Source organism: Amycolatopsis sp. YIM 10, from assembly GCF_009429145.1.
GTDB lineage: Bacteria > Actinomycetota > Actinomycetes > Mycobacteriales > Pseudonocardiaceae > Amycolatopsis.
In genome coordinates this window covers 3,517,156-3,539,117 of record NZ_CP045480.1, presented here as the reverse complement: position 1 = coordinate 3,539,117, position 21,962 = coordinate 3,517,156, and the positions used below count along the sequence as shown (strand labels likewise).

The window sequence follows — 21,962 nt, the reverse complement described above, 5'->3', positions numbered from 1 at the left end:
GGTGGCCGGACCTAGCTCCGAAGGTGTGGGGTCCCCCGCAGCCTATCCAGAGACACCTGAGGCCCCGGCCTTCGGCTCGCCGGAAAGCACCGGCGACTCCTCGGCGCAGGGCTCGGCGGCGCACGGATCCTCGGCCAGTTCCCTGGCTTCCCTGGCCTTGGCCGCCGCGCAGGGGGCGGCCAGCTTGCCGACGATGGCGTCGCTGATTTCCCCGAGCGCGCGCACCTGATCCGGGGTCAGCGGGTCGAACAGGCTCTGCCGCACCGCTTCGACGTGCCCCGGCGCGGCCGCCTCCAGCGCGGCGAACCCGGCGGGTGTGAGCGAGGCCCACGCACCGCGCTTGTCGGTGGCGCACGAGTAGCGCTTGACCCAGCCGTTGGCCTCCAGGCGGGACACCGCGTGCGACAGGCGGCTGCGCGACGAACGGGAAACGTCAGCTAGATCACTCATGCGGAGTGTGCGGTCGGGTGCTTCGGACAGCGCGACGAGCACTTCGTAGTACGTGTGCGGCATGCCGCTCTCCTGCTGGAGCTGCGTTTCCACGTGTCCCCGGAGCATCGAGATGGCGGCCGAGAACGAGCGCCAGACCCGCTGCTCCTCATCGGTGAGCCACCTCGGTTCGGTCATGCCACCATGATACCTGGTTGAACGCTCAACCTTAATTCGCTACGGTGTGATTGAGGGTTCAACTAACCAGCTTTTCCAGAGGAGTTTCCATGAGCGCACCCACCACCGAGATCCCCGGTTACGTCGCCGGGACCTGGAACATCGACGCGGCGCACTCCGAGGTGACCTACAGCGTCAAGCACCTCGGCCTGGCCAAGTCGCGGGGTACCTTCCAGCAGTTCGGTGGCCAGATCGTGACCGGGGAGAACATTCTCGACTCCACCGTGACCGCCGAGATCGAGGTCGCCTCGATCAGCACCGGGGTCGGCCCGCGCGACGAGCACCTCAAGACCGAGGAGTACTTCGACGCCGCGAACCACCCGAAGATCGTCTTCCGCTCCACCGGCATCCGCCAGGACGATGACGAGTTCCTCATCGACGGCGAGCTGACCTGGCGGGGCGCGACCGTGCCGGTCACGCTGAAGGCCGAGTTCAACGGCATCGGCCCGAACCCGGCGAACAACAACGCCACCACCATCGGCGTCTCCGCCGAGGCCACCGTCGCCCGCCGCGACTTCGGCATCGGCCCGGAGGGCAACGCCTTCCTCGGCGAGAAGGTGAAGATCACCCTCGAGATCGAGGCCGCGCTGCAGGACTGAGCGGTGCCCGGCACCGCGTTGTGAAGGTGACCGCCCCCGGTGGGACGGTCACCTTCACAACGGTCACCTTCACAGCAGTCTCCGCACGCTTGGGGCGCCGAGATCCACATTGGCAGGTGGCTGGGGCCGCGGTCAGGGCTCGAAGCCTTGGCTGTGACTGATGATTCTTCCGCAGGGGTTGTGGCCGAGGAGCCACCGGATTCAGCTGCTGTGCCAGGCGGTCGCGAGCAGGTCGCGCGTCTGGTTCAGCAGTTGCGGCAGCACCTTCGTATGGCCGATCACCGGCATGAAGTTGGCATCGCCGCCCCAGCGGGGGACCAGGTGCTGGTGCAGGTGCGCGGCGATCCCCGCGCCGGCGATGACGCCCTGGTTCATGCCCAGGTTGAACCCGTGCGCGTCCGACACCTTCCGCACCACGCCCATCGCGTGCTGGGTGAAGCGCGCCAGCTCCACCGTCTCCTCATCGGTGAGATCGGTGTAGTCGGCCACATGCCGGTACGGCACCACCATCAAGTGCCCCGGGTTGTACGGGTACAGGTTCAGCACCGCGTACACCGTCTCGCCCCGCGCCAGGATCAGGGCCTCGGCGTCGTCCAGGTCGACCAGGCGGCAGAACGGGCAGCCCGTCGGCTGATCCCCCTCCGGCTTGTTCTCGCCCTGGATGTACGCCAGCCGGTGCGGGGTCCACAGCCGCTGCAGGGCGTCGGGCACCCCGACGCCGTCCTGCGCCTCGAATTCCGGGCTCACGCGAGAACCGCTCCGAAGCTCTCCGACGAGGGCGAGGTGTTCTCCCGGCGGCCGATCCAGGCGCTGATCGCCTCCACCGCGGTGTCCACCGGCACCCCGTTGACCTGGGTGCCGTCGCGGAAGCGGAACGACACCGAACCGGACTCCACGTCCTTGCCGCCCGCCAGCAGCATGAACGGCACCTTCTGCATGGTGTGCGTGCGGATCTTCTTCTGCATCCGGTCGTCACCGAGGTCCAGCTCGACCCGGATCCCCTTGGTGCGCAACGCCTTCTCCACGCCACGCAGGTGCTCGGTGTGCTCGTCGGCGATCGGGATGCCGACCACCTGCACCGGCGACAGCCACGCCGGGAACGCGCCGGCGTAGTGCTCGGTGAGCACGCCGAAGAACCGCTCGATCGAGCCGAACAGCGCGCGGTGGATCATCACCGGCCGCTTCCGCTCCCCACCGGCCGCGGTGTACTCCAGCTCGAACAGCTCGGGCAGGTTGAAGTCCAGCTGGATGGTCGACATCTGCCAGGTGCGGCCGAGCGCGTCCTTGGCCTGCACCGAGATCTTCGGCCCGTAGAAGGCCGCGCCACCGGGGTCCGGCACCAGGTCCAGCCCGGAGTCGGTGGCCGCCTCGCGCAGCACCTGGGTGGCCCGCTCCCACACCTCGTCCGAGCCGACGTACTTCTCGTCGTTCCGGGTGGACAGCTCGAGGTAGAAGTCGTCGAGGCCGTAGTCGCGCAGCAGGCCGAGCACGAAGCCCAGCAGGGACTTCAGCTCCTCCCCCACCTGCTCCTCGGTGCAGAAGATGTGCGCGTCGTCCTGCGTCATGCCGCGCACGCGGGTGAGGCCGTGCACCACACCGGACTTCTCGTACCGGTACACCGAGCCGAACTCGAACATGCGCAGCGGCAGCTCGCGGTAGGACCGCCCGCGCGAGCGGAAGATCAGGTCGTGGAACGGGCAGTTCATCGGCTTGAGGTAGTAGTCCTGCCCCGGTCGCCGGACCGTGCCGTCCTCGTTGTACTCCGCGTCCAGGTGCATCGGCGGGTACATGCCGTCCTTGTACCAGCCGAGGTGACCGGAGATCTCGAACAGCGAGGCCTTGGTGATGTGCGGCGAGTTGACGAAGTCGTAGCCCGCTTCGACGTGCCGCTGCCGCGAGTAGTTCTCCAGCTCCTGCCGGATGATCCCGCCCTTGGGGTGGAACACCGCCAGCCCGGAGCCGATCTCGTCGGGGAAGGAGAACAGGTCCAGCTCGGCGCCGAGCTTGCGGTGATCGCGCCGCTCCGCCTCGGCCAGCATCTCCAGGTAGTGCTCCTGGGCCTCCGCCGACTCCCACGCGGTGCCGTAGATCCGCTGCAGCTGCGGGTTCTTCTCGTTGCCGCGCCAGTACGCCGCCGCGACGCGGGTCAGCTTGAAGGCCGGGATGTGCTTGGTGGTCGGGATGTGCGGGCCGCGGCAGAGGTCGCCCCACACCCGCTCCTTGGTGCGCGGGTCGAGGTTGTCGTAGACGGTCAGCTCGCCGCCGCCGACCTCCATCACCTCTGAAGTGTCCACATCGGACTTGATGTCCACCAGTTCGAGTTTGAACGGCTCGTCCGCCAGCTCGGCCTTGGCCGCCTCCACCGACTCCAGCACCCGGCGGGAGAACTGCTGCGACCCCTTGATGATCTGCTTCATCCGCTTTTCCAGCGCCTGCAGGTCTTCCGGGGTGAACGGCTTGTCCACGGCGAAGTCGTAGTAGAAGCCGTCCTTGACCGGCGGGCCGATGCCCAGCTTCGCCTCGGGGAACTGCTGCTGCACCGCCTGGGCGAGCACGTGCGCGCAGGAGTGGCGGATCACCGAGCGGCCGTCCTCGGTGTTCGCCGCCACCGGCTCGACCTCGGTGTCGGTTTCGGGTACCCAGGCCAGATCCCGGAGCTTGCCCTCGGCGTCGCGCACCACCACGATCGCGTCCGGGCCCTTGCCCGGCAGGCCTGCTTCGCGGACCGCCGCACTCGCCGTAGTGCCCGCGGTGACCACCACGCGTTCGGACGGGGTGGCCGCGGTTGGCGAGAACTCTGACACGGTGGGCTCCTCAGCTGGGATGTTCCGATGACTCCCGTGATGCTAGCCGTCGCGGCCGTGGCAGCTCACACGTGTCGAACGCGAACGGCCGTCCGCCCGCGGTAAAGCGGTGCGAACGGGCCGTGGGCGTAGTTGGGAACGGGACAACGGAACCGTTGGACAGGTGCCCGGAGCCGATTTTTCAGAGCGTGTCGACGACCTGGTCGAAGCCGAGCCGCGGCAGCCGGTCGTACCAGGCGCCGTCACCCGGCTTGCCGACGTTCACCACGACCAGGGACTTCCACGGCCGGTCGTGGAAGAACTCCTTGTCCACGCCGTGCGCGTCGAAGCCGGTGAGCGGCCCGGCGGCCAGCCCGGCCGCGCGCACGCCGATGATGAAGTAACCCACTTGCAGCAGGGCGTTGGACTTGGCCGTCTCGAAGCGGACGTCCTCCTCGGCGAAGTAGTCCTTCGCGCCGGGGTTGTGCGGGAACAGCCGCGGCAGGTTCTCGTGGAACTCGGTGTCGGCCGCCAGGATGACGGTCAGCGGCGCGCTCGCGGTCTTGGCGCGGTTGCCCTCGGCCAGCAGCGGGACCAGGCGCTCACGGGCCTCGTCGCTGCGCAGGACCAGCGCCCGCAGCGGCTGGATGTTCATCGAGGTCGGTGCCCACTTGACCAGGTCGTAGATGGCCTTGACCTGGTCGTCGCCGACCGGCTCGGCACTGAAGGTGTTGGCCGTCCTCGCCTCGCGGAACAGCAGGTCCTGCACCTCGCCGTCCAGTGCGAGACCATCGGGGCGGATGTCGGTGGAGGTCATCGTGCGGTCCTTCCTGGTGAGTTCCTGACTACCTCCAGCCAACGTAGTTGAGCGCTTGACTATTTCGGTTTCAACTAGATCCAGGTCACAGCGGGAACGTCAGTAAGCCCCGTCACCCCCGAGCACGGCCCGCACCGTCTTCCACAGGATCACCAGATCGAGTGCCAGCGACCAGTCCTCGACGTACCGCAGGTCGAGCCGGATGCTCTCCGCCCAGCTCAGATCGCTGCGGCCGCTGACCTGCCACAACCCGGTCAGCCCCGGCTTGACCAGCAGGCGGCGGCGGGCGTCGGCGGCGTAGGCCTTGGTCTCCTCCGGCAGCGGCGGGCGCGGGCCGACCAGCGACATCCGCCCGGTCAGCACGTTGAACAGCTGGGGCAGCTCGTCCAGGGAGTACCGGCGCAGCAGGCCACCCACCCGGGTGACGCGCGGATCACGGCGCATCTTGAACAGCGGCCCGGCGCCCTCGTTCTCCTCGAGCAGTTTCTGGCGCACGGCGTCGGCGTTGACCACCATGGTGCGGAACTTGAGCATGGTGAACGGGTGACCGTTGCGGCCGACGCGGCGCTGGCGGTAGATCACCGGACCGCGGCTGCCCAGCTTGATCGCCACCGCGACGGCCAGCAGCAGCGGGGAGAACAGCGCCAGCAGCAGGCAGGAGGCGACGCGGTCGACGATCTCCTTGACCAGGCGGCGGCCGCCGGTGAAGGTCGGCGCGGCCACCCGCAGCAGTGGCATGCCGAGCACACCGGAGACGTTCAGCCGCGGGCCCGCCACCTCCATCAGCACCGGCGCGACCACCATTTCGGCGGCGGTGCCTTCGAGGTCCCAGGCCACCTGCTGCAACCGGCGCGGGCTCCAGTACTGGTCGGCGGTGACCGCGACCACGCGGTAGCCGCCGCGGCGGACGTGGTCGGCGAGTTCGTCGAGCCTGCCGACCACCGGCACCCCGTCCAGCTCCCCGCTGCCGGGGTCGCCCTCACCGGTGAAGGTGCACACGGCTTCGACGCGCCAGCCGACGTGTGACTCGGCGCGGGTGCGCGCGATCAGGTCGCGCACGGTTTCCGGACTGCCCGCGGCGAGCACCGGCAGCAGGCAGCCGCCTCGGCGGCGCGTGCGGTGGAGCCAGCGGCGGAGCACGTAACGTTGCGGGAACGAGACCAGCGCGACGGCGGGAATGACGGCGAACACCCACGGCTGCACGGCGAGCGCGCCGAAGAGCAGACCGCCGAGTGCGACCATCACCGCCGCGGCGAACAGGCCCCGCCCGAGTCTTCGGAACTCCTCGGCGCCCTCCCCGAGCACTCTCGGATTCCACGCCCGGCTGGCGGGCAGCCCGCACACGACGGCGAGCACGGTGCCGAGCGCGAGCCACTGCGTAGCCGGCCACGCGGCGCCGAAACCACGCAGCACAAAGGCTCCCACGGTGACCACGGCGGCGGTGGACACCAGGTCGCCGAGCACGACCATGCTGCGGTAACCGGACTCCCAGTCCGTCGAACGGCGGCGCTGCGACGGGGAAGCCGGCGCGGGCGGGCGCGGCTCGGCCGGGGTGCTCGGCGCGGCGCGCTGCGGTTGCCGGGAAATCGCGGGAAGACCGATGTGGGGCCGCGCATCGTTGACCGGCAAGGAATTGACCGGCAATGACCGCCGCACCGACTCTTCCATCGGACCTCCCACACTCGTCAAGGTGGCGCAGTTCGGAACAGCGGGACACCCACAATTCTGATTACCGTGAGTGACCAGTGGTGGTATACGCTCCGTAGGGTCGCGAGCAATACACGCGGTGGTATCGGTCACTCTGAATGCAGCGTTACAAGGTCACAGCGGCGATTCAGCTCACCGAGACGGATGACCGGCGGGCCGGAAAATAACAGAAAGATGACGAAGGGTGATCATTGGTCTCGGGGAAACCCCTACGCTTAGTAGTCGGAAAATTCTCACCTCACCCGAGCGGCCGGTGCCGTTAGGCCGCGCGGGGCACCGCCGGGCCGGTAACCACCCGCACACCGTCCTTTCGGGACGGTGCGGCGCTTCCGCCAGTGATACCAAAGGCAGTTGCGCTCAGTGGACCAGTTTGAGCCCGATCACGCCGCCGACGATCATCGCCAGGAAAAGGACTTTCAGCACGGACAAGGGTTCCTGCCCGGTGACCATCGCGTAGACGACGGTCAGCACCGCGCCGATGCCCACCCAGACGGCGTAGGAAGTGCCGACCGGCAGCTCACGCATCGCGTAGGCGAGCCCGGCCATGCTCGCGGCGAGCGCGGCGAAGAACACCGCGGCCGGGCCGAACCGGGTGAGTCCCTCGGACTTGCCGAGTGCGGTGGCCCATACGGCTTCCAGCACACCCGAGAGCACCAGGACGATCCACGACATGACGGCCTCCAGCGGGCCGTCTTGTCGCACACCGGGTACGGCACCCCTCGTCCGGAAGCCCCATCACCGGGCTCTCCGCCAAGATCTCACACGACCGGCTCGGGCGGCAAACCGGCGGCGTGGCGGCGGTACCGGCCGGGCGCGGTGGCGTACTGCCGCTTGAACGCGGTGGCGAAGGCGAACTCCGAGCGGTAACCGACCGCGGCCGCGACCACCGCCAGCGGCGCGTCCGACTCGCGCAGCAGGCGCGCCGCGGTGGTCATCCGCCACCAGGTCAGGTACCGCCCCGGCGAGCGGCCGGTCAGCTCGGTGAACCGCCGGGCGAACGGCGCGCGGGACAGGCCACCGCGCTCGGCCAGCGTGGCGACCGTCCACGGCCGGGCAGGCTCGGCGTGGATGGCCTCCAGCGCGCGATTGACCACCGGATCGCGCAGAGCCGCGCCCCAGCCGGGTCGCCGCTCGGCGAACCAGGTACGCAGCGCGTAGAGCAGCACCAGGTCCAGGAGGGCAGGCACGACCCCGCCGGTGCCCAGCCCCGGGCGCAGCAGTTCGCCCGCCAGCAGGTCCACTGTGGACCGCAACTCGGGGCCACCGCCGAGATGCACCACCTCCGGCAGGTCCCGCAGCAGCGGATGGCCGCCGGCGGGCGCCAGTTCGTAGGCCCCGCACAGGGTCAACGTGCCCGCGTCAGCCGGGGCGGGCTCGACGAAGTCCGGCGCGTCCGGGTCGCACACCTCGGCGGCCGGCACGGTCTCCGGGGCGTCGGCGAGCACATGCGGGCCGCCGTGCGGCAGCAGCACCACGTCGCCGGTGCCCAGCCGGACCGGTACGCCGTCCGCCGGGATCAGCACGCACTCGCCCCGCAGCACCACCCGGAAGCCGACCGCGCCGGGCACCGGCGGGAACCGTTGTGCCCACGGTGCCCGCCAGCCCACCAGCGCCGACCGCGGCCGCCCCGCCCGCACCACGGCGAGCACGTCGCTGAGGATGTCCACGGCGGAACTCTAGCGAGACGATCGCGCATGAATCCAGGTCATCGACCCATGGTCAGTCTCGCCAGCGCTTTCTACGGTCGACGTCATGAGAGCCGCACGCATCCACGAACACGGCGCCCCCGGCGTCATCCGCATCGAAGAAATCCCCCGCCCGGCGCCAGGGCCGGGCCAGGTGCTCGTCGAAGTCGCCGCGACCTCGTTCAACCCGACCGAGCTGGCGTTGCGTTCCGGCGTCCTGCGCGAACTGGTGCCGGTGACGTTGCCGTTGACGCTCGGCTGGGACGTCACGGGCACCGTCGCCGAACTCGGCGCGGGCGTGGACACGCACGCGATCGGCGATCGGGTGGTCGGCTGGATCGACGGCGCCGCCGCCGAGTTCGCTGTCGCCGATGCCGGTGCGCTCGTCACCGCGCCGCGCAGCGTTCCCCTCGCCGACGCGGCGGCCCTGCCGCTCGCCGGATCGACCGCCTGGCAAGCGATCGAGCGGGCCGCGATCACCGCGGGCGAGCGCGTGCTGGTCAATGGCGCGGGTGGCGGCATCGGCGGATTCACCGTGCAACTGGCACGGAACGCCGGGGCGAAGGTCCTCGCCACGGCGAGTCCGCGCAGCGCGGCCAAAGTCCGGGAGCAGGGCGCCGATCAGCTCATCGACTACACCACGACAACACTGGAGGAAGCGCTCGACGGCCCGGTCGACGTCGTCCTGCACCTGGTCGGCGCGCCCGAACACGAGGCCGAAGCGCTGGTGCGGCTGGGCGGGCGCATCGTGTCGGTGACCAACAAGGTCGGCCAGCATGTGCTGGCGCGCAACGATTCCCGCGATCTCGCGGCGCTCGTGTCGCTTGTGGACAGCCGCGCGCTGACCCTCGACATCACCGAGCGCCATCCACTCGCCGAACTCGCCGAAATCCACCGCCGGAGCGAGAAGGGTGATATCCGGGGAAAGGTGATCGTGCTCAGTTGAGCAGTCCGTTCGCGACCAGGTCGGTGGCCGTGGCGAGCAAGGCCCGCAGCTCGTCTTCGTTGCGGCGCAAGGCATCCGGACGCCAGCCGAGACTGATGACACCGTTCCACGCCGACCAGAGCACAGTGGCCGCCGCCTCCGGGTCGACCTCGCGGAGCACGCCGGTCTCGATGCCCTGCCGCAGCACGGCGACGAGGCGCTGGTTCTGCTCGTCGACCGACTTCGCCAGCCGGTCGGCGAGTTCCTGGCCCGCCGCGTACTGCCCCGGTTCGGGCGGGAAGGCCAGCATCCGGAAGTAACCCGGGTAGGCGAGGTAGAACGCGAGGTACTCCTCGGCGGCGGCGTAGATCTGCTCGATCGGCGGACGGCCGGACCGGTAGGCGTGGTCCATGTGGCCGCGGTCGGCCCGCAGCGCGCGTTCCACCACCGCCGCGTGCAGCCCGGCCTTGGAACCGAAGTGGTTGTAGAGGGAGCCGGGCGCGACCCCGGCGCGTTCGGCGATCTCCTCCACGGTCACGTCGGCGGCGGCGCGGTCGCGGAAGATCTCCTCGGCCGCGCCGAGCAACGCCGTGATGGTGCGCTCTTTCCGGGGGTCCATCGCACCTCTCTTGCAACCGTTGCACGAACGCTGCTAGCTTAGCCGCCAAGATCTTGCAACGGTTGCAAGAACTGCGAGGGAGCAGCGATGGAACGCCGGCGCGACCCCCGCCTCGGGGAACCGCACGAGGTGAACCTGCCGTCCGGCACGCTGCGCTACCACGACACCGGCCGCGGTCCGGTGCTCGTTTTTGTGCACGGTTACCTGGTCAACGCCAATCTCTGGCGCAAGCTGGTGCCGCTGCTGTCGAGCCGGTTCCGCTGCATCACGCCGGACTGGCCGCTGGGCGCGCACCTGACTCCGCTGCGCCGCGACGCCGACCTCTCCCCTCCCGGGATGGCGGACCTGATCGGCGACCTGCTCGACGCACTGGACCTGCGCGAGGTCACCGTGGTGGGCAACGACTCCGGCGGTGCGTACAGCCAGCTCGCCACGATCAGCCGTCCACAAAGGATCGCGCGGCTGGTGCTGAACTCGTGTGAGACCCCGTGGTGCACCTGGCCGCCGACGCACGGCGCGTTCGGCGTGCTCAAAACCGCCGCCCGCCGCCCGGGCACGCATCGGCTGCTGTACCAGCCATTGCGGTTGCGAGCCACCTGGCGGCTGCCGAACACCTACGGCTGGCTGGCCAAATTCCCCATCGACGCCAAGGTGATGCGCGGTTACGTCGACCCAACGCTGAGCGTGCCGGAGATCCGGTTCGACGGGCGCAAGGCCATCGGCGCGGTGGACATCGACTTCGTGAAGGGCGCGGCCGAGCGGCTTCGCGATTCCGGGCTGCCGATCCTGTGCGCCTGGGCGGCCGACGACCGCGTGTTCCCGGCCGAGCGCGGGCGGGCGTACGCGGAGTTGCTGGGCGCGGACTTCCGCGCCATCGCCGATTCCTACACCTACACCGCCGAAGACCAGCCCGCCCGGACAGCGGGTGTGCTGCAGGACTGGCTGGGCGCTGTCCGATAAGCCTGCTCGACGGGCTTCGTGCAGCCAGGGGCCGCCTGGACGCGAAGACAGCGAGTGAGGCTTACCGGACTGCGCCTGGGGTGGCCAGCACCAGTGATCCGGCTCCTCACCCCGGCCAGACTCGGTCGCATGGGGATTCGCGGTCGGAAGGGACCGGCGGTGGCGATCATCGCGTTCGCCGGTTCGGCGTTGCTGCTGTACCTGGGCACCGGACCCGATCCACTACCGGCGCTGACGTGGCTGGCACCACTGCCGGTGCTGCTGCTGGCGTTGCGTCGCCCGGCGGCGGTGGCCGCGTTCGCCGCCGGCGCGGTGGGCACCGCGCACAGCTGGGCCTACTTCCTCGATTCGGATTCGATCCCGGTGGCGGTGGTGCCGGTGATCGTGGTGTGCGCGGGATTGCCGGCCGCGCTGACCGTCGCGGTGTTCCGTTCGCTGCGGGATCGCTTGCTGCTTGGCGCTTTCGCCGCGGCCGCGACCTGGACGGGCGCGCTGTACCTGGTCTCGCTGGTGAGTCCCGTCGGTGTGATGGGCGCGCTCGCCACGGCGCAGGCGGACGTGCCACTGGTGACCCAGGTCGCCGCGGTCACCGGGATGTGGGGTGTCGAATTCCTCCTGGTGCTGGTTCCGGCCGGGATCGCGGCGGTGGCGGCGGGCGGAGCGCGGACCGGGATCGCGGTCGCGCTGGTGGCGCTCGCCGCGGCCGGGTACGGAGCGGCCCGGCTCGCCGAACCCGCGCGGCCGGGCATGCGGGTGGCGGTGGTGGCGCGGGCGGACAACACGTGGGCCACCGCGATCTCCGGTCCCGCCGGCCGGGAGATCCAGCAGTCCTATGTGGACCAGGTGCGCGGACTGCCCGGTGACGTCCGGCTGGTGGTGTTGCCGGAGGCGGTGTTCACGCTCGAATCGACGCAGCTGGGCACCGCGCTGGCACCGTTGCGGCAGGCGGCCGAAGACACCGGCGCCGACGTGGTGATCGGTGCGCTCGTGCACGACTCCGGCCGCAAGTACAACACCGTCGTCGCGCTGCCCGCGGACGGCGGAGTGCCGGTGGTGTACCGGAAACGGCACGTCGGCGACTCCCCCGGCATCACGCCGGGCGAAGAGCTGGCCTTGTTGCCCGGCGGCACCGCCCTGCAGAACTGCATGGACATCAACTTCCCCGAGCCGAGCCGGGAGTACGCGCTCGCCGGAGCGAGAACGATGGCGGTCCCGGCCGACGACGAGGACGTCGACGGCTGGCAGCACAGCCGGACGGCCGTGTTACGCGGCGTCGAGCACGGGTTCGCGGTGGCGTGGGCAGCCACCGACGGCCGCACGATCGTCGCCGACGACCGCGGTCGCGTCCTCGCCGAAAGCAGTACCGACAGTACCGGCGCACGGCCGTTCGCGGTCGCCGTCGCCGAGGTCCCGGCGGGCTCGGGCCCGACCGCGTTCAGCAGGTTCGGCGCCTGGTTCGCCTGGCTGTGCCTGGCTGTGTCCGTCGTGGCGGTGGCCGCCGCCGGCTATCGGCTGAGGCGTAGAGACCAGCCGGTGGTTTCCCCTACGCTCGGTGTGTGGGCAGAAACCTCGCGTGGTGGCGCGGGCGATCGCCGCTGGTGATCACCGCGGTGGCGGTCACGACCGCGGTCGGCCTCGCGGTGTCCGGCGCGGCCAAGCCCGGTGGCGGGATCGACTTCTTCCAGTCCGGGCACTGGGTGTTCAACTCCGTGCTGGGCACGGTCTTCCACATCGACGGCGCCAGCCGGAACATCGACGCCCAACTGGGGCTCGCCGCCGATCCGGGCAGTCGGGTGGTGCAGGGCGAGACCGGCGGTTACGTGGTCGGCGGCAACCGGATCATCGAGTTCGGCAAGTCGGATCTGGCGGTGGGCAAGGTGACCGCGCCGGCGGCGCGGGAACGGCCGGTGGCGCTGGAGGTCGCGGGCGGGCCGTACCTGGTGTACCGGCAGGCCGGGCAGATCGTCCGGCTCGGCGACGAGCACACCTCCATCGCGGCGGGCGGCAGCCTCGGCGAACCGGTGACCACCAGCGCGGGCTCGGTGTGGGTCCACCACCAGGGCACCAATTCGATCTGCGAGCTGGCGCGTGACGCCGACCGGCTCGACTGCCCGGCGAACGCGCCCAGCGGGCACACCGGCGGCCTGACCACCGTCGCCGACCGCCCGGTTTTCATCGACACCTCCACCGACACCGTGCACCCGATCGAAGAAGACGGACTCGGTGAGGGCACCGCGCTCGGCGTCGACGCACCGCCGAACGCACGCTTCGCCTCGACCGACGTCGGCGGCCGGATCGCCGTGCTCGACGGGGCGGGCAAACGCATGCACCTGGTCGACACCACACCCGCGAAGGCCTCGCCAGTCACCGTCAACCTGCCCGACGGGGACTACGCCGATGTCGCGTCCTCCGGGCAAACCGTGGTCCTGCTCGACCGCGCCAAGAACCACGTGCTCACCTACGACCGCGACGGCAAGCCACGCCAGAACACCCCGCTCCCGCCCGGTGAACCCCGGCTGTCGAAGGGCGAGGACTCGCGCGTGTACGTCGACAGCGCGGACGGCGGTCATGTGCTGGTGGTGGACAACGACGGCGCGGTCCACCCGGTCCAGGTGACCGGCAGCGAGCACCCCGCGCCCTCGGCTCCCCCGCCCGCCGGACCGCCACCGGCCGCCGGACCGCCACCGGCCGCGCCGCCCGCGCAGGAGCAGCAACAGCAGGCACCGCCGCCCGCGCAGACCAAGCCACCGCCACCGCCACCACAGCCGAAGCCGAGCACCCCGGCTCCCAAACCGGCCAGCCCGCCGGGCGCGCCGCCCGGGGTCAAGGCCACGGCCGGGAACGCCGCGATCACCGTCAACTGGGGCGCCGCGTCCCCGAACGGCGGCGCCGTGTCGAACTACCACATCGCCTGGACCTCCAGCGCGGGCAGCGGCGAGAAGACCGTCGGCGGCGGCGTCCGGTCGACCACGCTCAGCGGCTTGACCAACGGGTCGACCTACGTGGTCACGGTGACCGCGGAGAACTCCGCCGGGCGTGGTCCGGGGGCCGGTTCCGCCGGGGTGACGCCGAAGTCGCCGAGGACGATCACCGTGTCCCGCGGGGAAGAGGAGTCATACGGGGACGGCTGCTCGGTGCCGGACTGCGCGAAGATGCACGTCGTGGCGACGGGCTTCGACCCGAACACCGAGTACGACTTCAACCCGTTCTCCACCGCGGAGAACTACAGCAACCCGGGCTCCGGGCAGACCACCGATTCGGACGGATCGGTCACCTTCGAGGCATTCCACTTCGGCCAGGTCGGCGAATCCGTCTGGGTGATCGCCGATGGTGTCGAATCCAACCACTTCACCTGGCCACCGGGATAGCGGTGCCGGTCAGGCAAGATCAGGCCATGGACGACTACCCGAAGTACGACGCGGCCGGCTTGGCCGCGCTGGTCCGCGACGGCCAGGCGACCCCGGCGGACCTGCTGGAGGCGGCACGCGCCCGGCTGGCGGAGGTCAACCCGCGGCTCAACGCGGTCGTGCGCGAGGTGGACCCGCCCGCCACCCCGGCGGACGGGCCGTTCGCCGGGGTGCCGTTCCTGCTCAAGGACCTCCACCAGGACCTGGCCGGGCAGCCGACCAGCGGCGGGTCCCGTTCGATGGTCTCGATTCCGGCGAAGGAGACCACCACGGTGGTCCAGCGCTGGCTCGACGCCGGGCTGGTTGTCTTCGGCAAGACCAACACGCCCGAGTTCGGCGCCAAGGGCATCACCGAGCCGGATCTGTTCGGGCCCGCGCGCAACCCGTGGAATCCCGGGCACACGCCGGGCGGTTCCTCCGGTGGCGCGGCCGCGGCGGTCGCGGCGGGCATCGTGCCGTGTGCGGGGGCCAGCGACGGTGGCGGTTCCATCCGCATCCCGGCCTCGGCCTGCGGGTTGTTCGGCCTCAAGCCGTCACGCGGGCTCATCCCGGCCGGTCCGGCGCGTGCCGAAGGGCTCGGCGGCACCGCCACCGACGGCGTGATCTCGCGTTCGGTGCGCGACACCGCCGCCATGCTCGACGTGCTCGCCGGGCCGACGCCGCTGTCGCCGTTTCTCGCCGCCGGGCCGGAGAAGCCGTTCGCGGACGAGGTCGACCGCGAACCGGGCCGGTTGCGTGTCGCGTTGTGCACCGCCAGCTCGATCAACCCGGACCCGCACCCCGAGGCCGTGGCCGCCGCTCGCGCGGCCGGGGACCTGCTCGAGGAGTTGGGCCACGAGGTGGTCGAACTGAAGTCGCAGCCGTTCGACGACGCCGCGCTGGCCAAGGACTTCCTGACCAGCTGGTTCGTCAGCTGCGCGCACTCGATGGCCGAGTGCAAGGCCACCAGCGGCGCCGGTGACTCCGCCTTCGAACTCGACACGCGCACGATGGCCGCGCTGGGCCGCGCGACGAATCCGGTCGACCTGGTGCGCGCCATCGAACGACGGCACGAGCACACCCGGCGCCTCGCCGAGTTCCACGAGTCGTACGACTTCCTGCTCACCCCGTCCACCGCGACCCCGCCGCCGAAGATCGGTGCCTTCGACACCCCGGAGCCGGTGCGCAAGCTCCAGCGCGGACTGCTCACCGCCGGGGCCGCCGGGCTGCTGCGGTTCACCCCGATCGTCGACCGGCTGATCCACGAGAACCTGAGCTGGGTGCCGTACACGCAGCTGGCGAACCTGACCGGCAGGCCCGCGATGAGCGTGCCGCTGCACTGGACCGCCGAAGGGCTGCCGATCGGCGCCCAGTTCGTCGGGCGGCTCGGGGCCGACGGCCTGCTGCTGCGACTGGCCGGGCAGCTGGAAAAAGCGCGGCCGTGGGTTGAACGTCGTCCTACCGGGATCTAGCTAGCGAATTCTCTAGTCTTCCGCACTCGCCGACGATCGACCCTTGTGGTGAATCGGGCGGGAACAATACTGAGCCACGTCGGAGGGCACCGGTATTGGCGAGTCGGAAACGGAGCGCGGGAGATGGCGGGCATTTTCGAAGTGCGCCGGCGGCGGCTGGGCGCGGTGCTCGCCGCGATGGTGGCGGTTACCGCTTGCGATCGACCGGACACCGCAGGCCAGAAGGCTCCGCCACACCAGCCGACGCTGCTGGACCGCGCCCCGGTGGCCACCGGCGCGGAAGTGGCGGCGTCGCCGACCGCGACCACCATTCGCGGTCGCGGACAATTGATCGTGGGCGGCCAACTCGATCTCCCACTGCTTTCCGAGCGCAATTCGATCACCGGCGAAACCGAGGGATTCGACGCGACACTGGGAAAGTTGCTGGCGAAATACCTGCTCGGTGAATCGACGGTGAAAATTGTCACCGCGACCCCGGAAACCAAGGAAACGCTGCTGCAGGTCGGCACCGTGGACGCGGTGATCCGGATCTACACGATCACTCCGGAGCGGGCGCAGAAGGTCGCCTTCGCCGGGCCGTACCTGCGTTCCGGGCAGGCGATCGCCACCCTGGACCAGGAGCGTTCGATCGCCAGGCCCGCCGATCTCAACCACCGCCCGGTGGTCGCGGTCGCGGGCACCACCAGCGTGGACGCGCTGCGCCAGGTGGCGCCGAAGGCGAAGCTCGAAACCTTCGGCACCACCAACGAATGCGTGCAGGCGCTCGAATCGGGGCGGGCCGTGGCCTACGTGCACGACCTGACCGCGTTGGCCGGGGCCGCTCGGCTCAACGACCGGATCAAGATCATCGGCGAGCCGTTCACCAGCGAGCCGTACGGCATCGGCCTGCCGCGCGGGGACGCCGCGTTCAAGGAGTTCGTCAACGCTTGGCTGGACAAGCTCGTCCGCTCCGGGCTGTGGGCCGAGCTGTGGCAGTCCACCCTGGGCACGGTGGTCACCGGGCCGCCACCGGAACCACCTCAGCTCGGTTCGGTACCGGGCTCCTGACCGAGGTCGCTGTGCTGGGAACAACCGCGCCAGTACCAGGCGCTCCCGGTCAGGGCCGGAGCCAGCGGTCGAACCAGGCACGGGTGCGGCGCAGGACGTCGAGTTGGTGGTTGCGTTCCCGGATCGAGTGGCCCTCCCTGGGATAGATCACGAACTCGTGCTCCGCGCCGAAGTGGCGCAGTGCCCGGTGGAAGTACACGGCCTGGCCGAGGGGGACGTTGGTGTCCTCGGCGCCGTGCAGGATGAGCACGGGGGTGCGGACGCGGCTGGCGAAGGAGACCGGGCTGAGCGCGTCATGCGGGTGCGGGCCGATTCCCTCCCAGCCGGTGCTGCCACCGAGCGCGGCCTCGAACTGGCCGTTCTCCCCGGTCCCGGCGAGCATGCCCCAGTCGGTGACGCCGGCGCTGACCAGCGCGGCGCGAAACCGGTCGGTCTGCCCGATCGCCCAGGCAGCCATGAACCCGCCGTGGCTCCCACCGGCGATGCCCAGCCGATCGGGGTCCGCGATGCCCTCGGCGATGAGCAGGTCGATCCCGGTCAGGATGTCGGTCCACTCCTCCCGGCCGACCCTGCCCGCGACACGGGCGGCGAACTCGTGACCGTGGCCTTGGCCGCCTCGCGGGTTGGGGAGGAACACCGCGTAGCCGGCGGTGGCCAGCCACTGTGCGCTGGGGAACCAGAACAGCTGGAGTCGATCGGCGAAACGGTCGTAGGGGCCGCCGTGCACGAGCGTGATGAGCGGGAACGGGCCGTCCGAAGCGGATTTCCCGGCCGGCAGCACGAGCAGACCGTCCAGCTCGAGGCCGTCGGCGGCACGGTAAGCCAGTGGCCGCTGGGTGCCGAACGCGATGCCGTCCAGTTCGGGGCGGGTGTCCGTGATCTTCCGCAGCGGCCCGGCTGGTGGCCCGATGTGAACGTTCGTGGCTTGGTAGCGGGTGCCGGTCAGTGCCGCGATCGCCGTGCCCGCGGGGGTGGTGGTGATGGCGTCGAGGCGGCCGGGGTGCTGCGACAGCGGCATGGGACCGTCGGGGGCGAGGCGGGCCAGGGTCGTGTTCAGGCCGTCGGCGAACACCACCAGAGGGGCGGCGTCGGTCTGGCACAGCTCGGTGGGGCACATCGGAAGGTCGGCGGTGCGGTTGCGGCGGACGCGGCTGCTCATGGCCAGGTCGAACACCGCGGTGCCGGCTTGGAGGACAGGTGGGGTGAGGGCGACGTAACCGAGGTGCCAACCGTCTTCAGCCGGCCACCAGGCCAGGGATTGCGCGTCGGCCTCGACCGGTCCGAGGTCCTCCGCGGTCCCCGTGGTGGGGTCGAACAGGTGCAATTGGCCGGTGCGCGGGCCGTAGTCCTGGTCGGCGCCGGCCTGAGTGAGCACGGCGAGCGGGCCACCGTCGGGTCGTTGCCGCAGTTCCACAACGTGCCGGTCGCCGAACACACCCGGGGTGGTGACCTGGCCGGTGCGCAGGTCGAGCAGGCGCAACCGGGCACGCGGTTCGCACTCACCGACGACTATGGCGTCGTCGCGGTCCCGGGCGCGGCGCGCGTCCTCCTCGGTGGGCTCGTCTTCGGCGAGCAGAGCGATCAGGTCGGGATCGGCGAGCGGCTGGTGGTCGATGATGCCGGCGCGCCAACCGGTCAAAACGATCACCGCGCCGTCGGCGGGGGTGAGCCGGTGCAGCTGCGGAGTGCCACGCTCGGCGCGGTCGGACAGGAAGTACAGCGTGCGCGAGTCCGTGGACCAGCGGGGCTGGGACTCCGTCGCGGTATCGGCGGTCACCCGATTCCACACACCGTCGCCTTCGATGTCGGCCAGCCAGAGTGCGGTGTCGAGGTGGTCACCGATTCTGCTGCTGGAGGCGAGAACGTAGCAGAGCAGACGCCCGTTCGGGGCGAGAGCCGGGGTCCGCGGGACGCGACCCTCGACCACGAGTTCGGCGGTCAGATCTGTCATGCGGTCAGTCTGCCAACGTCAACAGCGCAAGAAGCGTGCGGCCGCATCGGCGGTATCCTTCCGCCATCAGGGGGACAGCATGGGTGCACGGCACTACCGGCCAAGCGTTCGCATGATGATGCAGCCGTACAAAGCTGCTTCCGGCGTACTGGTGCTGGTGCTAGGGGTCTGGTACGGCATCGAGTCGGGCGACTGGCTGAACCTGATCCTGGCGGCGTTGCCGCCCGGCGGCTTCATCACCTGGCATCTGCTCGGAAACGGCACCGCGGTCGACGGAGAGGGCTTCACCAGCACCAGGTTCACCCGGTCGGTCAGCCTGAGCTGGCCCGAGGTGCAGGAGGTGCGGACCGAGCCCGGGGCGCAGGTGGTCGTGGTCTACGACCAGGACGGCGAACGGCTTCCGCTCCACGACGTCCCGGCGAAGGACGTCGAGGTGATCCGCGAGCTGTGGGCGGCGGGCAGAGGCGAGGACTGGCAGCGGATGCTGCGGCTGCCCGAACCGGTTCCCGCCGCGGTGACCGCCACCGGTCTGGGCCGCGCTGCCGTGTCCGGGGCGGGGACCGGCGTTCTCGGCCTGCTTGTCGTGTCCGTGATCGATGATCAGGCGGGACTGTTCGAGGTAGCGGCCGCGGCCCGGCAGGATCTTGTCGTGGTGCTGCTGTGCTTGCTCATCGCCCCGGTGGTGGCCTTCGCGGTCTCCCTGACGATGTCACGCAGGCGGCAACGCGACGAACTGACCGGTAGCCAGGAACTCTAGGCACGCCAGAGGTCGACGACGATCTCACTGGTCAGTTCGCTGAACAAGCCGCTCGGGCTGGTGCGGTGCAGCAGTTCCCGCAGCTCGGCTTCGAAGGCCGCGCGGGCGTCGCCGAACAGGTGCGGCGCCGAACTGGACCGCGAGTACACCGCGGCGACCAGGTCTTCGGTCACGCGGGTGACCACGCGGCCGGGCACCTCGACGCGCACCGGGCCGGTGAAGCCCGCGGCGCGGTAGATCTCCGATTCACCGTCAGGCGTGCCGTCCGGCAACTGTCCCTGGCCCGCCCGCCGCACCGCGCCGAGGTGCGCGCGCACCAGATCGGCGATCTCGGCGTGCGGCGGGCGCGGGTACGGCAGCGGTTCCGCCGTGTCGGTGCCGTGGGTGGTCGTGGCGTGCACGTGCGCGCAGGCACCGCCGTCGGTGAGCATGCCGCGCGCCGTCGCGGCCACCTTCGGCCGGTCCATCCAGTGGAACGACTGGGCGAAGGTGATCAGGTCGAACCGGCCGAGCCCGGCGGGCAGGTCCTCCGCGCGCAGGTGCACCCACTTCGCGTGGCGCACCCCGGCCGCGTCCGCGCGGCGACCGGCTTCGGCGAGCATGTCCCGGTCCGCGTCGACCCCGACCACCTCCCGGAAGTGCCCGGCCAGCAGCAGGGTCAGCGAACCGGGCCCGCACCCGGCGTCGAGCAGGCGGCCGGAGCCGTCGAGGCCCAGCTCGGTGGCGATCGCCTCGGCGAGGGCGGCCGGATACGCCAGGCGGCCGCGTGCGTAGTACGCGGCGCTCCCGGCATACAGCGAAGAATCCCATTCCCAGCCCATCCCGCCGAGACTACGGCGTCACCGGCTTTCCAGCTGCTCCCGCACGCTCCGCGGCCGCATGTCCGTCCACACCTCACCGATGTGGGCGAGGCACTCGGCCTTCGTGCCCCGGGTGCCGTCGGTGCGCCAGCCCGCCGGGAGGTCCCGGCCCGCCGGCCAGATCGAGTACTGCTCCTCCTCGTTCAGCACCACGGTGTAGGTGGTGTCCTCCTCGCTCATTCCTGCTCCTCTCAGCGACCGCTGATCAGCTCGTGCACCACCGGGCCGTCCGGTGTGTGCCGGGTCGGGATGACCGCCTTGTGCGGATCCCCGGCGAGGATCGCGCCCATCAGGTCCTTGCCGTCGGCCGGACCGGCCTGGCCGGCCGGCGGGCTCCGGTAGAGCACCCGCAACCGGTCCAGGGCGAGCCCGCTGCACGACTCCAGCCGGGCGGCCAGCCCACCACCGTCCTCGGTGTCCGGCGCGGCGAGCAGCGCGTGGATTTCCGCGGCACGCGGGAAAAGGTCGGGCTGCTCGGCTTCCAGATAACCGTCGAGGCGCTCGCCCCGGCCGGGGAACGGCGAGTAGATCATGCAGATCAGCTGCGCTTCGGTCAGGCCGAAGGCGTCCAGCGCGAAGGCGTTCGCCTTGGCACGCATGCGTTCGCCGTCCCGGTCATCGGCGTAGCGCTCGCGCATGGTGTCGATCAGCCGCTCCGGGAACTCCTTGCGGCGCATCAGTTCGAGCGCGAATTCGACGTACTCTTCCAGCCCTTCCCGGTAGCTGCGCCGGTAGAGCCGCTCGCACTTGAGCCCGCGCAGGTGCGCCATGACCGTCGGCGTGCCGCAGTCCGATTCGGTAAAGCTGAAGGCCAGGTCGTCGAAGACAAAGCCGAGGTGGTCGTTGAGCAGGTGCCAGTGCCCGGACGCGGAGTACCGCGTGTCGTCGTAGATGGAGAAGAACCGCAGCTCGTGCGGGACGTCGTGGGTGACGCGGCGGTCGCCGACCTCGGTTTCCGCGTCCGGCCCGAAGATGTCGGTGAAGTACGCCTGCGCCAGGTCGTCGGCTTTCTCCAGGAACCGGCGGAACCCAGATTCGGCGGACTTGTCGAGGTGCTGGCCGTAACTGCGCGCGAGCCGGTTGACCCACAGGTAGTAGGAACGCTGCTCCGCCGGGGAATCACCGGTGATGATCACGTCCACCCCGCCGTCGTGCGCGGCCGCGGCGCCGAACGAGTTCACCATGCTCAGGTTGCAGGCGTTGCAGAAGGTCGGCCGCGGCTCGGCGAACGTGCGGTGCCCGGTCATCAGCAGGTCGACCCGGTTGCGGGCGACCACCTGCGGCGCCAGCGCTTCGTCCGCGCGGAACGGCTTGACCTCGTCCCCGTCGACCAGCAGCGCCTCACAGCCGGGATCCTCGGGGATGCGCAGCGCCCGGTACGCGCGGTCGATGTTCTCCATCACCGCTTTCGGCATGCCCGCGTGCCGGTTGGTGACCGTGCGCAGGCGGAAGGTCTCCCCCTTTTCCGCGTACACCATCAATTGCACGGCCCGGCAGAAAGCCAGTGAATACGAGCTGTCCTTGCCGCCGCCGTAAGCGACGAGCACGGCGTTGTCCTGGAGCTTTCGCTTGGGCAGCACGGCCAGCAGCCGCTCGGCGCAGCGCTGGGCCCCGCCCCCGTTGGTCTCGGTCATGGCCGTCCGCAGCCGGTGCAGCGTCTGCTCGCGCAGCGCGCGCAGACCGGCCGCGGACGGCGTTCTGTGGTCGGGCAAAGCCTTCATCCCCCTC

The 21,962-nt window shown here is 70.5% G+C and carries 20 protein-coding genes and 1 riboswitch; of the genes, 8 read left to right on the top strand and 12 right to left on the bottom strand.

Annotated features, from left to right (window positions below; translation table 11 throughout):
- Nucleotides 1-42 precede the first annotated feature (42 nt).
- A complete protein-coding gene (locus tag YIM_RS17195; RefSeq protein ID WP_153031318.1) occupies nt 43-627 on the bottom strand; it encodes a MarR family winged helix-turn-helix transcriptional regulator in 585 nt (194 codons plus the stop codon).
- Nucleotides 628-716: 89 nt separating this feature from the next.
- Here YIM_RS17195 and YIM_RS17190 point away from each other — a divergent pair, with 89 nt between their 5' ends.
- A complete protein-coding gene (locus YIM_RS17190; protein WP_153031317.1) occupies nt 717-1,265 on the top strand; it encodes a YceI family protein in 549 nt (182 codons plus the stop codon).
- A 201-nt stretch (nt 1,266-1,466) separates the two neighbouring features.
- Here the strand turns inward: YIM_RS17190 and YIM_RS17185 are convergent, their stop codons facing one another.
- The 6 genes from YIM_RS17185 to YIM_RS17160 form a co-directional block, all read right to left on the bottom strand.
- Nucleotides 1,467-2,012 carry an HIT domain-containing protein gene (locus YIM_RS17185; protein ID WP_153031316.1) on the bottom strand — a complete coding sequence of 182 codons (546 nt, stop codon included), beginning with the start codon at nt 2,010-2,012 and terminating at the stop codon, nt 1,467-1,469.
- Nucleotides 2,009-4,027, bottom strand: coding sequence for a threonine--tRNA ligase (gene thrS / locus YIM_RS17180; protein ID WP_370469021.1), 2,019 nt, complete (start codon nt 4,025-4,027; stop codon nt 2,009-2,011). The genes YIM_RS17185 and thrS overlap by 4 nt, the downstream gene beginning before the upstream one ends.
- A 223-nt stretch (nt 4,028-4,250) precedes the next feature.
- Nucleotides 4,251-4,865: a malonic semialdehyde reductase gene (locus tag YIM_RS17175; protein ID WP_153031314.1), complete on the bottom strand. Its 615-nt coding sequence runs from the start codon at nt 4,863-4,865 to the stop codon at nt 4,251-4,253.
- Nucleotides 4,866-4,964: 99 nt separating this feature from the next.
- Nucleotides 4,965-6,533, bottom strand: coding sequence for a sugar transferase (locus YIM_RS17170; RefSeq protein WP_153031313.1), 1,569 nt, complete (start codon nt 6,531-6,533; stop codon nt 4,965-4,967).
- Nucleotides 6,534-6,929: 396 nt separating this feature from the next.
- The gene (locus YIM_RS17165; RefSeq protein ID WP_153031312.1) at nt 6,930-7,244 is read right to left on the bottom strand and encodes a multidrug efflux SMR transporter; all 315 of its coding nucleotides are present in this window, start codon (nt 7,242-7,244) and stop codon (nt 6,930-6,932) included.
- 10 nt (nt 7,245-7,254) lie between these two features.
- Nucleotides 7,255-7,321: riboswitch (guanidine-III (ykkC-III) riboswitch) on the bottom strand.
- Nucleotides 7,322-7,330: 9 nt separating this feature from the next.
- Nucleotides 7,331-8,239, bottom strand: a complete 909-nt coding sequence (locus tag YIM_RS17160) for an AraC family transcriptional regulator (RefSeq protein WP_153031311.1) — start codon at nt 8,237-8,239, stop codon at nt 7,331-7,333.
- A gap of 85 nt (nt 8,240-8,324) precedes the next feature.
- Between YIM_RS17160 and YIM_RS17155 the strand changes: the two genes are divergently transcribed.
- Nucleotides 8,325-9,203, top strand: a complete 879-nt coding sequence (locus YIM_RS17155) for an NADP-dependent oxidoreductase (RefSeq protein ID WP_153031310.1) — start codon at nt 8,325-8,327, stop codon at nt 9,201-9,203.
- On the opposite strand, the gene YIM_RS17150 is transcribed toward YIM_RS17155, so the two are convergent.
- Complete coding sequence (locus YIM_RS17150; RefSeq protein ID WP_153031309.1) at nt 9,196-9,801, bottom strand: TetR/AcrR family transcriptional regulator; 606 nt, start codon at nt 9,799-9,801, stop codon at nt 9,196-9,198. The two genes, YIM_RS17155 and YIM_RS17150, sit on opposite strands and share 8 nt — an antisense overlap.
- A gap of 87 nt (nt 9,802-9,888) precedes the next feature.
- Here YIM_RS17150 and YIM_RS17145 point away from each other — a divergent pair, with 87 nt between their 5' ends.
- The 5 genes from YIM_RS17145 to YIM_RS17125 all read left to right on the top strand — a co-directional run bounded on the left by YIM_RS17145 (nt 9,889) and on the right by YIM_RS17125 (nt 16,666).
- Entirely contained in the window at nt 9,889-10,761 is an 873-nt protein-coding gene (locus YIM_RS17145; RefSeq protein WP_153031308.1) for an alpha/beta fold hydrolase, read from the top strand.
- Between the two features lie 129 nt (nt 10,762-10,890).
- Nucleotides 10,891-12,363 (top strand): nitrilase-related carbon-nitrogen hydrolase, encoded by a 1,473-nt coding sequence (locus tag YIM_RS17140; RefSeq protein WP_153031307.1) that lies wholly within the window; start codon nt 10,891-10,893, stop codon nt 12,361-12,363.
- On the top strand, nt 12,318-14,129 hold the full coding sequence (locus YIM_RS17135) for a fibronectin type III domain-containing protein (protein ID WP_153031306.1): 1,812 nt from the start codon (nt 12,318-12,320) through the stop codon (nt 14,127-14,129). The genes YIM_RS17140 and YIM_RS17135 overlap by 46 nt, the downstream gene beginning before the upstream one ends.
- Before the next feature lie 26 nt (nt 14,130-14,155).
- A complete protein-coding gene (locus YIM_RS17130) occupies nt 14,156-15,619 on the top strand; it encodes an amidase (protein WP_153031305.1) in 1,464 nt (487 codons plus the stop codon).
- A 123-nt stretch (nt 15,620-15,742) separates the two neighbouring features.
- The gene (locus YIM_RS17125) at nt 15,743-16,666 is read left to right on the top strand and encodes a glutamate ABC transporter substrate-binding protein (RefSeq protein WP_153031304.1); all 924 of its coding nucleotides are present in this window, start codon (nt 15,743-15,745) and stop codon (nt 16,664-16,666) included.
- A 49-nt stretch (nt 16,667-16,715) separates the two neighbouring features.
- Here the strand turns inward: YIM_RS17125 and YIM_RS17120 are convergent, their stop codons facing one another.
- On the bottom strand, nt 16,716-18,617 hold the full coding sequence (locus YIM_RS17120) for a prolyl oligopeptidase family serine peptidase (protein WP_153031303.1): 1,902 nt from the start codon (nt 18,615-18,617) through the stop codon (nt 16,716-16,718).
- 79 nt (nt 18,618-18,696) lie between these two features.
- On the opposite strand from YIM_RS17120, the gene YIM_RS17115 reads away from it, so the two are divergent.
- Nucleotides 18,697-19,374, top strand: a complete 678-nt coding sequence (locus YIM_RS17115) for a PH domain-containing protein (protein ID WP_194240183.1) — start codon at nt 18,697-18,699, stop codon at nt 19,372-19,374.
- Here the strand turns inward: YIM_RS17115 and YIM_RS17110 are convergent.
- From YIM_RS17110 to YIM_RS17100, 3 genes are read right to left on the bottom strand one after another with little or no spacing between them, the layout of a single operon-like run.
- Nucleotides 19,371-20,195: a class I SAM-dependent methyltransferase gene (locus tag YIM_RS17110; RefSeq protein WP_153031301.1), complete on the bottom strand. Its 825-nt coding sequence runs from the start codon at nt 20,193-20,195 to the stop codon at nt 19,371-19,373. The genes YIM_RS17115 and YIM_RS17110 overlap by 4 nt on opposite strands.
- 18 nt (nt 20,196-20,213) lie before the next feature.
- Nucleotides 20,214-20,414, bottom strand: a complete 201-nt coding sequence (locus YIM_RS17105; protein WP_153031300.1) for an MbtH family protein — start codon at nt 20,412-20,414, stop codon at nt 20,214-20,216.
- An 11-nt stretch (nt 20,415-20,425) separates the two neighbouring features.
- Nucleotides 20,426-21,955, bottom strand: coding sequence for a PqqD family protein (locus YIM_RS17100; RefSeq protein WP_153031299.1), 1,530 nt, complete (start codon nt 21,953-21,955; stop codon nt 20,426-20,428).
- Between the last annotated feature and the right edge of the window lie 7 nt (nt 21,956-21,962).

Coding starts and splice junctions, on each gene's coding strand:
- YIM_RS17195 (WP_153031318.1), bottom strand. CDS start 627: ATGACCGAACCGAGGTGGCTCACCGATGAGGAGCAGCGGGTCTGGCGC.
- YIM_RS17190 (WP_153031317.1), top strand. CDS start 717: ATGAGCGCACCCACCACCGAGATCCCCGGTTACGTCGCCGGGACCTGG.
- YIM_RS17175 (WP_153031314.1), bottom strand. CDS start 4,865: ATGACCTCCACCGACATCCGCCCCGATGGTCTCGCACTGGACGGCGAG.
- YIM_RS17170 (WP_153031313.1), bottom strand. CDS start 6,533: ATGGAAGAGTCGGTGCGGCGGTCATTGCCGGTCAATTCCTTGCCGGTC.
- YIM_RS17165 (WP_153031312.1), bottom strand. CDS start 7,244: ATGTCGTGGATCGTCCTGGTGCTCTCGGGTGTGCTGGAAGCCGTATGG.
- YIM_RS17155 (WP_153031310.1), top strand. CDS start 8,325: ATGAGAGCCGCACGCATCCACGAACACGGCGCCCCCGGCGTCATCCGC.
- YIM_RS17150 (WP_153031309.1), bottom strand. CDS start 9,801: ATGGACCCCCGGAAAGAGCGCACCATCACGGCGTTGCTCGGCGCGGCC.
- YIM_RS17145 (WP_153031308.1), top strand. CDS start 9,889: ATGGAACGCCGGCGCGACCCCCGCCTCGGGGAACCGCACGAGGTGAAC.
- YIM_RS17140 (WP_153031307.1), top strand. CDS start 10,891: ATGGGGATTCGCGGTCGGAAGGGACCGGCGGTGGCGATCATCGCGTTC.
- YIM_RS17130 (WP_153031305.1), top strand. CDS start 14,156: ATGGACGACTACCCGAAGTACGACGCGGCCGGCTTGGCCGCGCTGGTC.
- YIM_RS17125 (WP_153031304.1), top strand. CDS start 15,743: ATGGCGGGCATTTTCGAAGTGCGCCGGCGGCGGCTGGGCGCGGTGCTC.
- YIM_RS17120 (WP_153031303.1), bottom strand. CDS start 18,617: ATGACAGATCTGACCGCCGAACTCGTGGTCGAGGGTCGCGTCCCGCGG.
- YIM_RS17115 (WP_194240183.1), top strand. CDS start 18,697: ATGGGTGCACGGCACTACCGGCCAAGCGTTCGCATGATGATGCAGCCG.
- YIM_RS17110 (WP_153031301.1), bottom strand. CDS start 20,195: ATGGGCTGGGAATGGGATTCTTCGCTGTATGCCGGGAGCGCCGCGTAC.
- YIM_RS17105 (WP_153031300.1), bottom strand. CDS start 20,414: ATGAGCGAGGAGGACACCACCTACACCGTGGTGCTGAACGAGGAGGAG.
- YIM_RS17100 (WP_153031299.1), bottom strand. CDS start 21,955: ATGAAGGCTTTGCCCGACCACAGAACGCCGTCCGCGGCCGGTCTGCGC.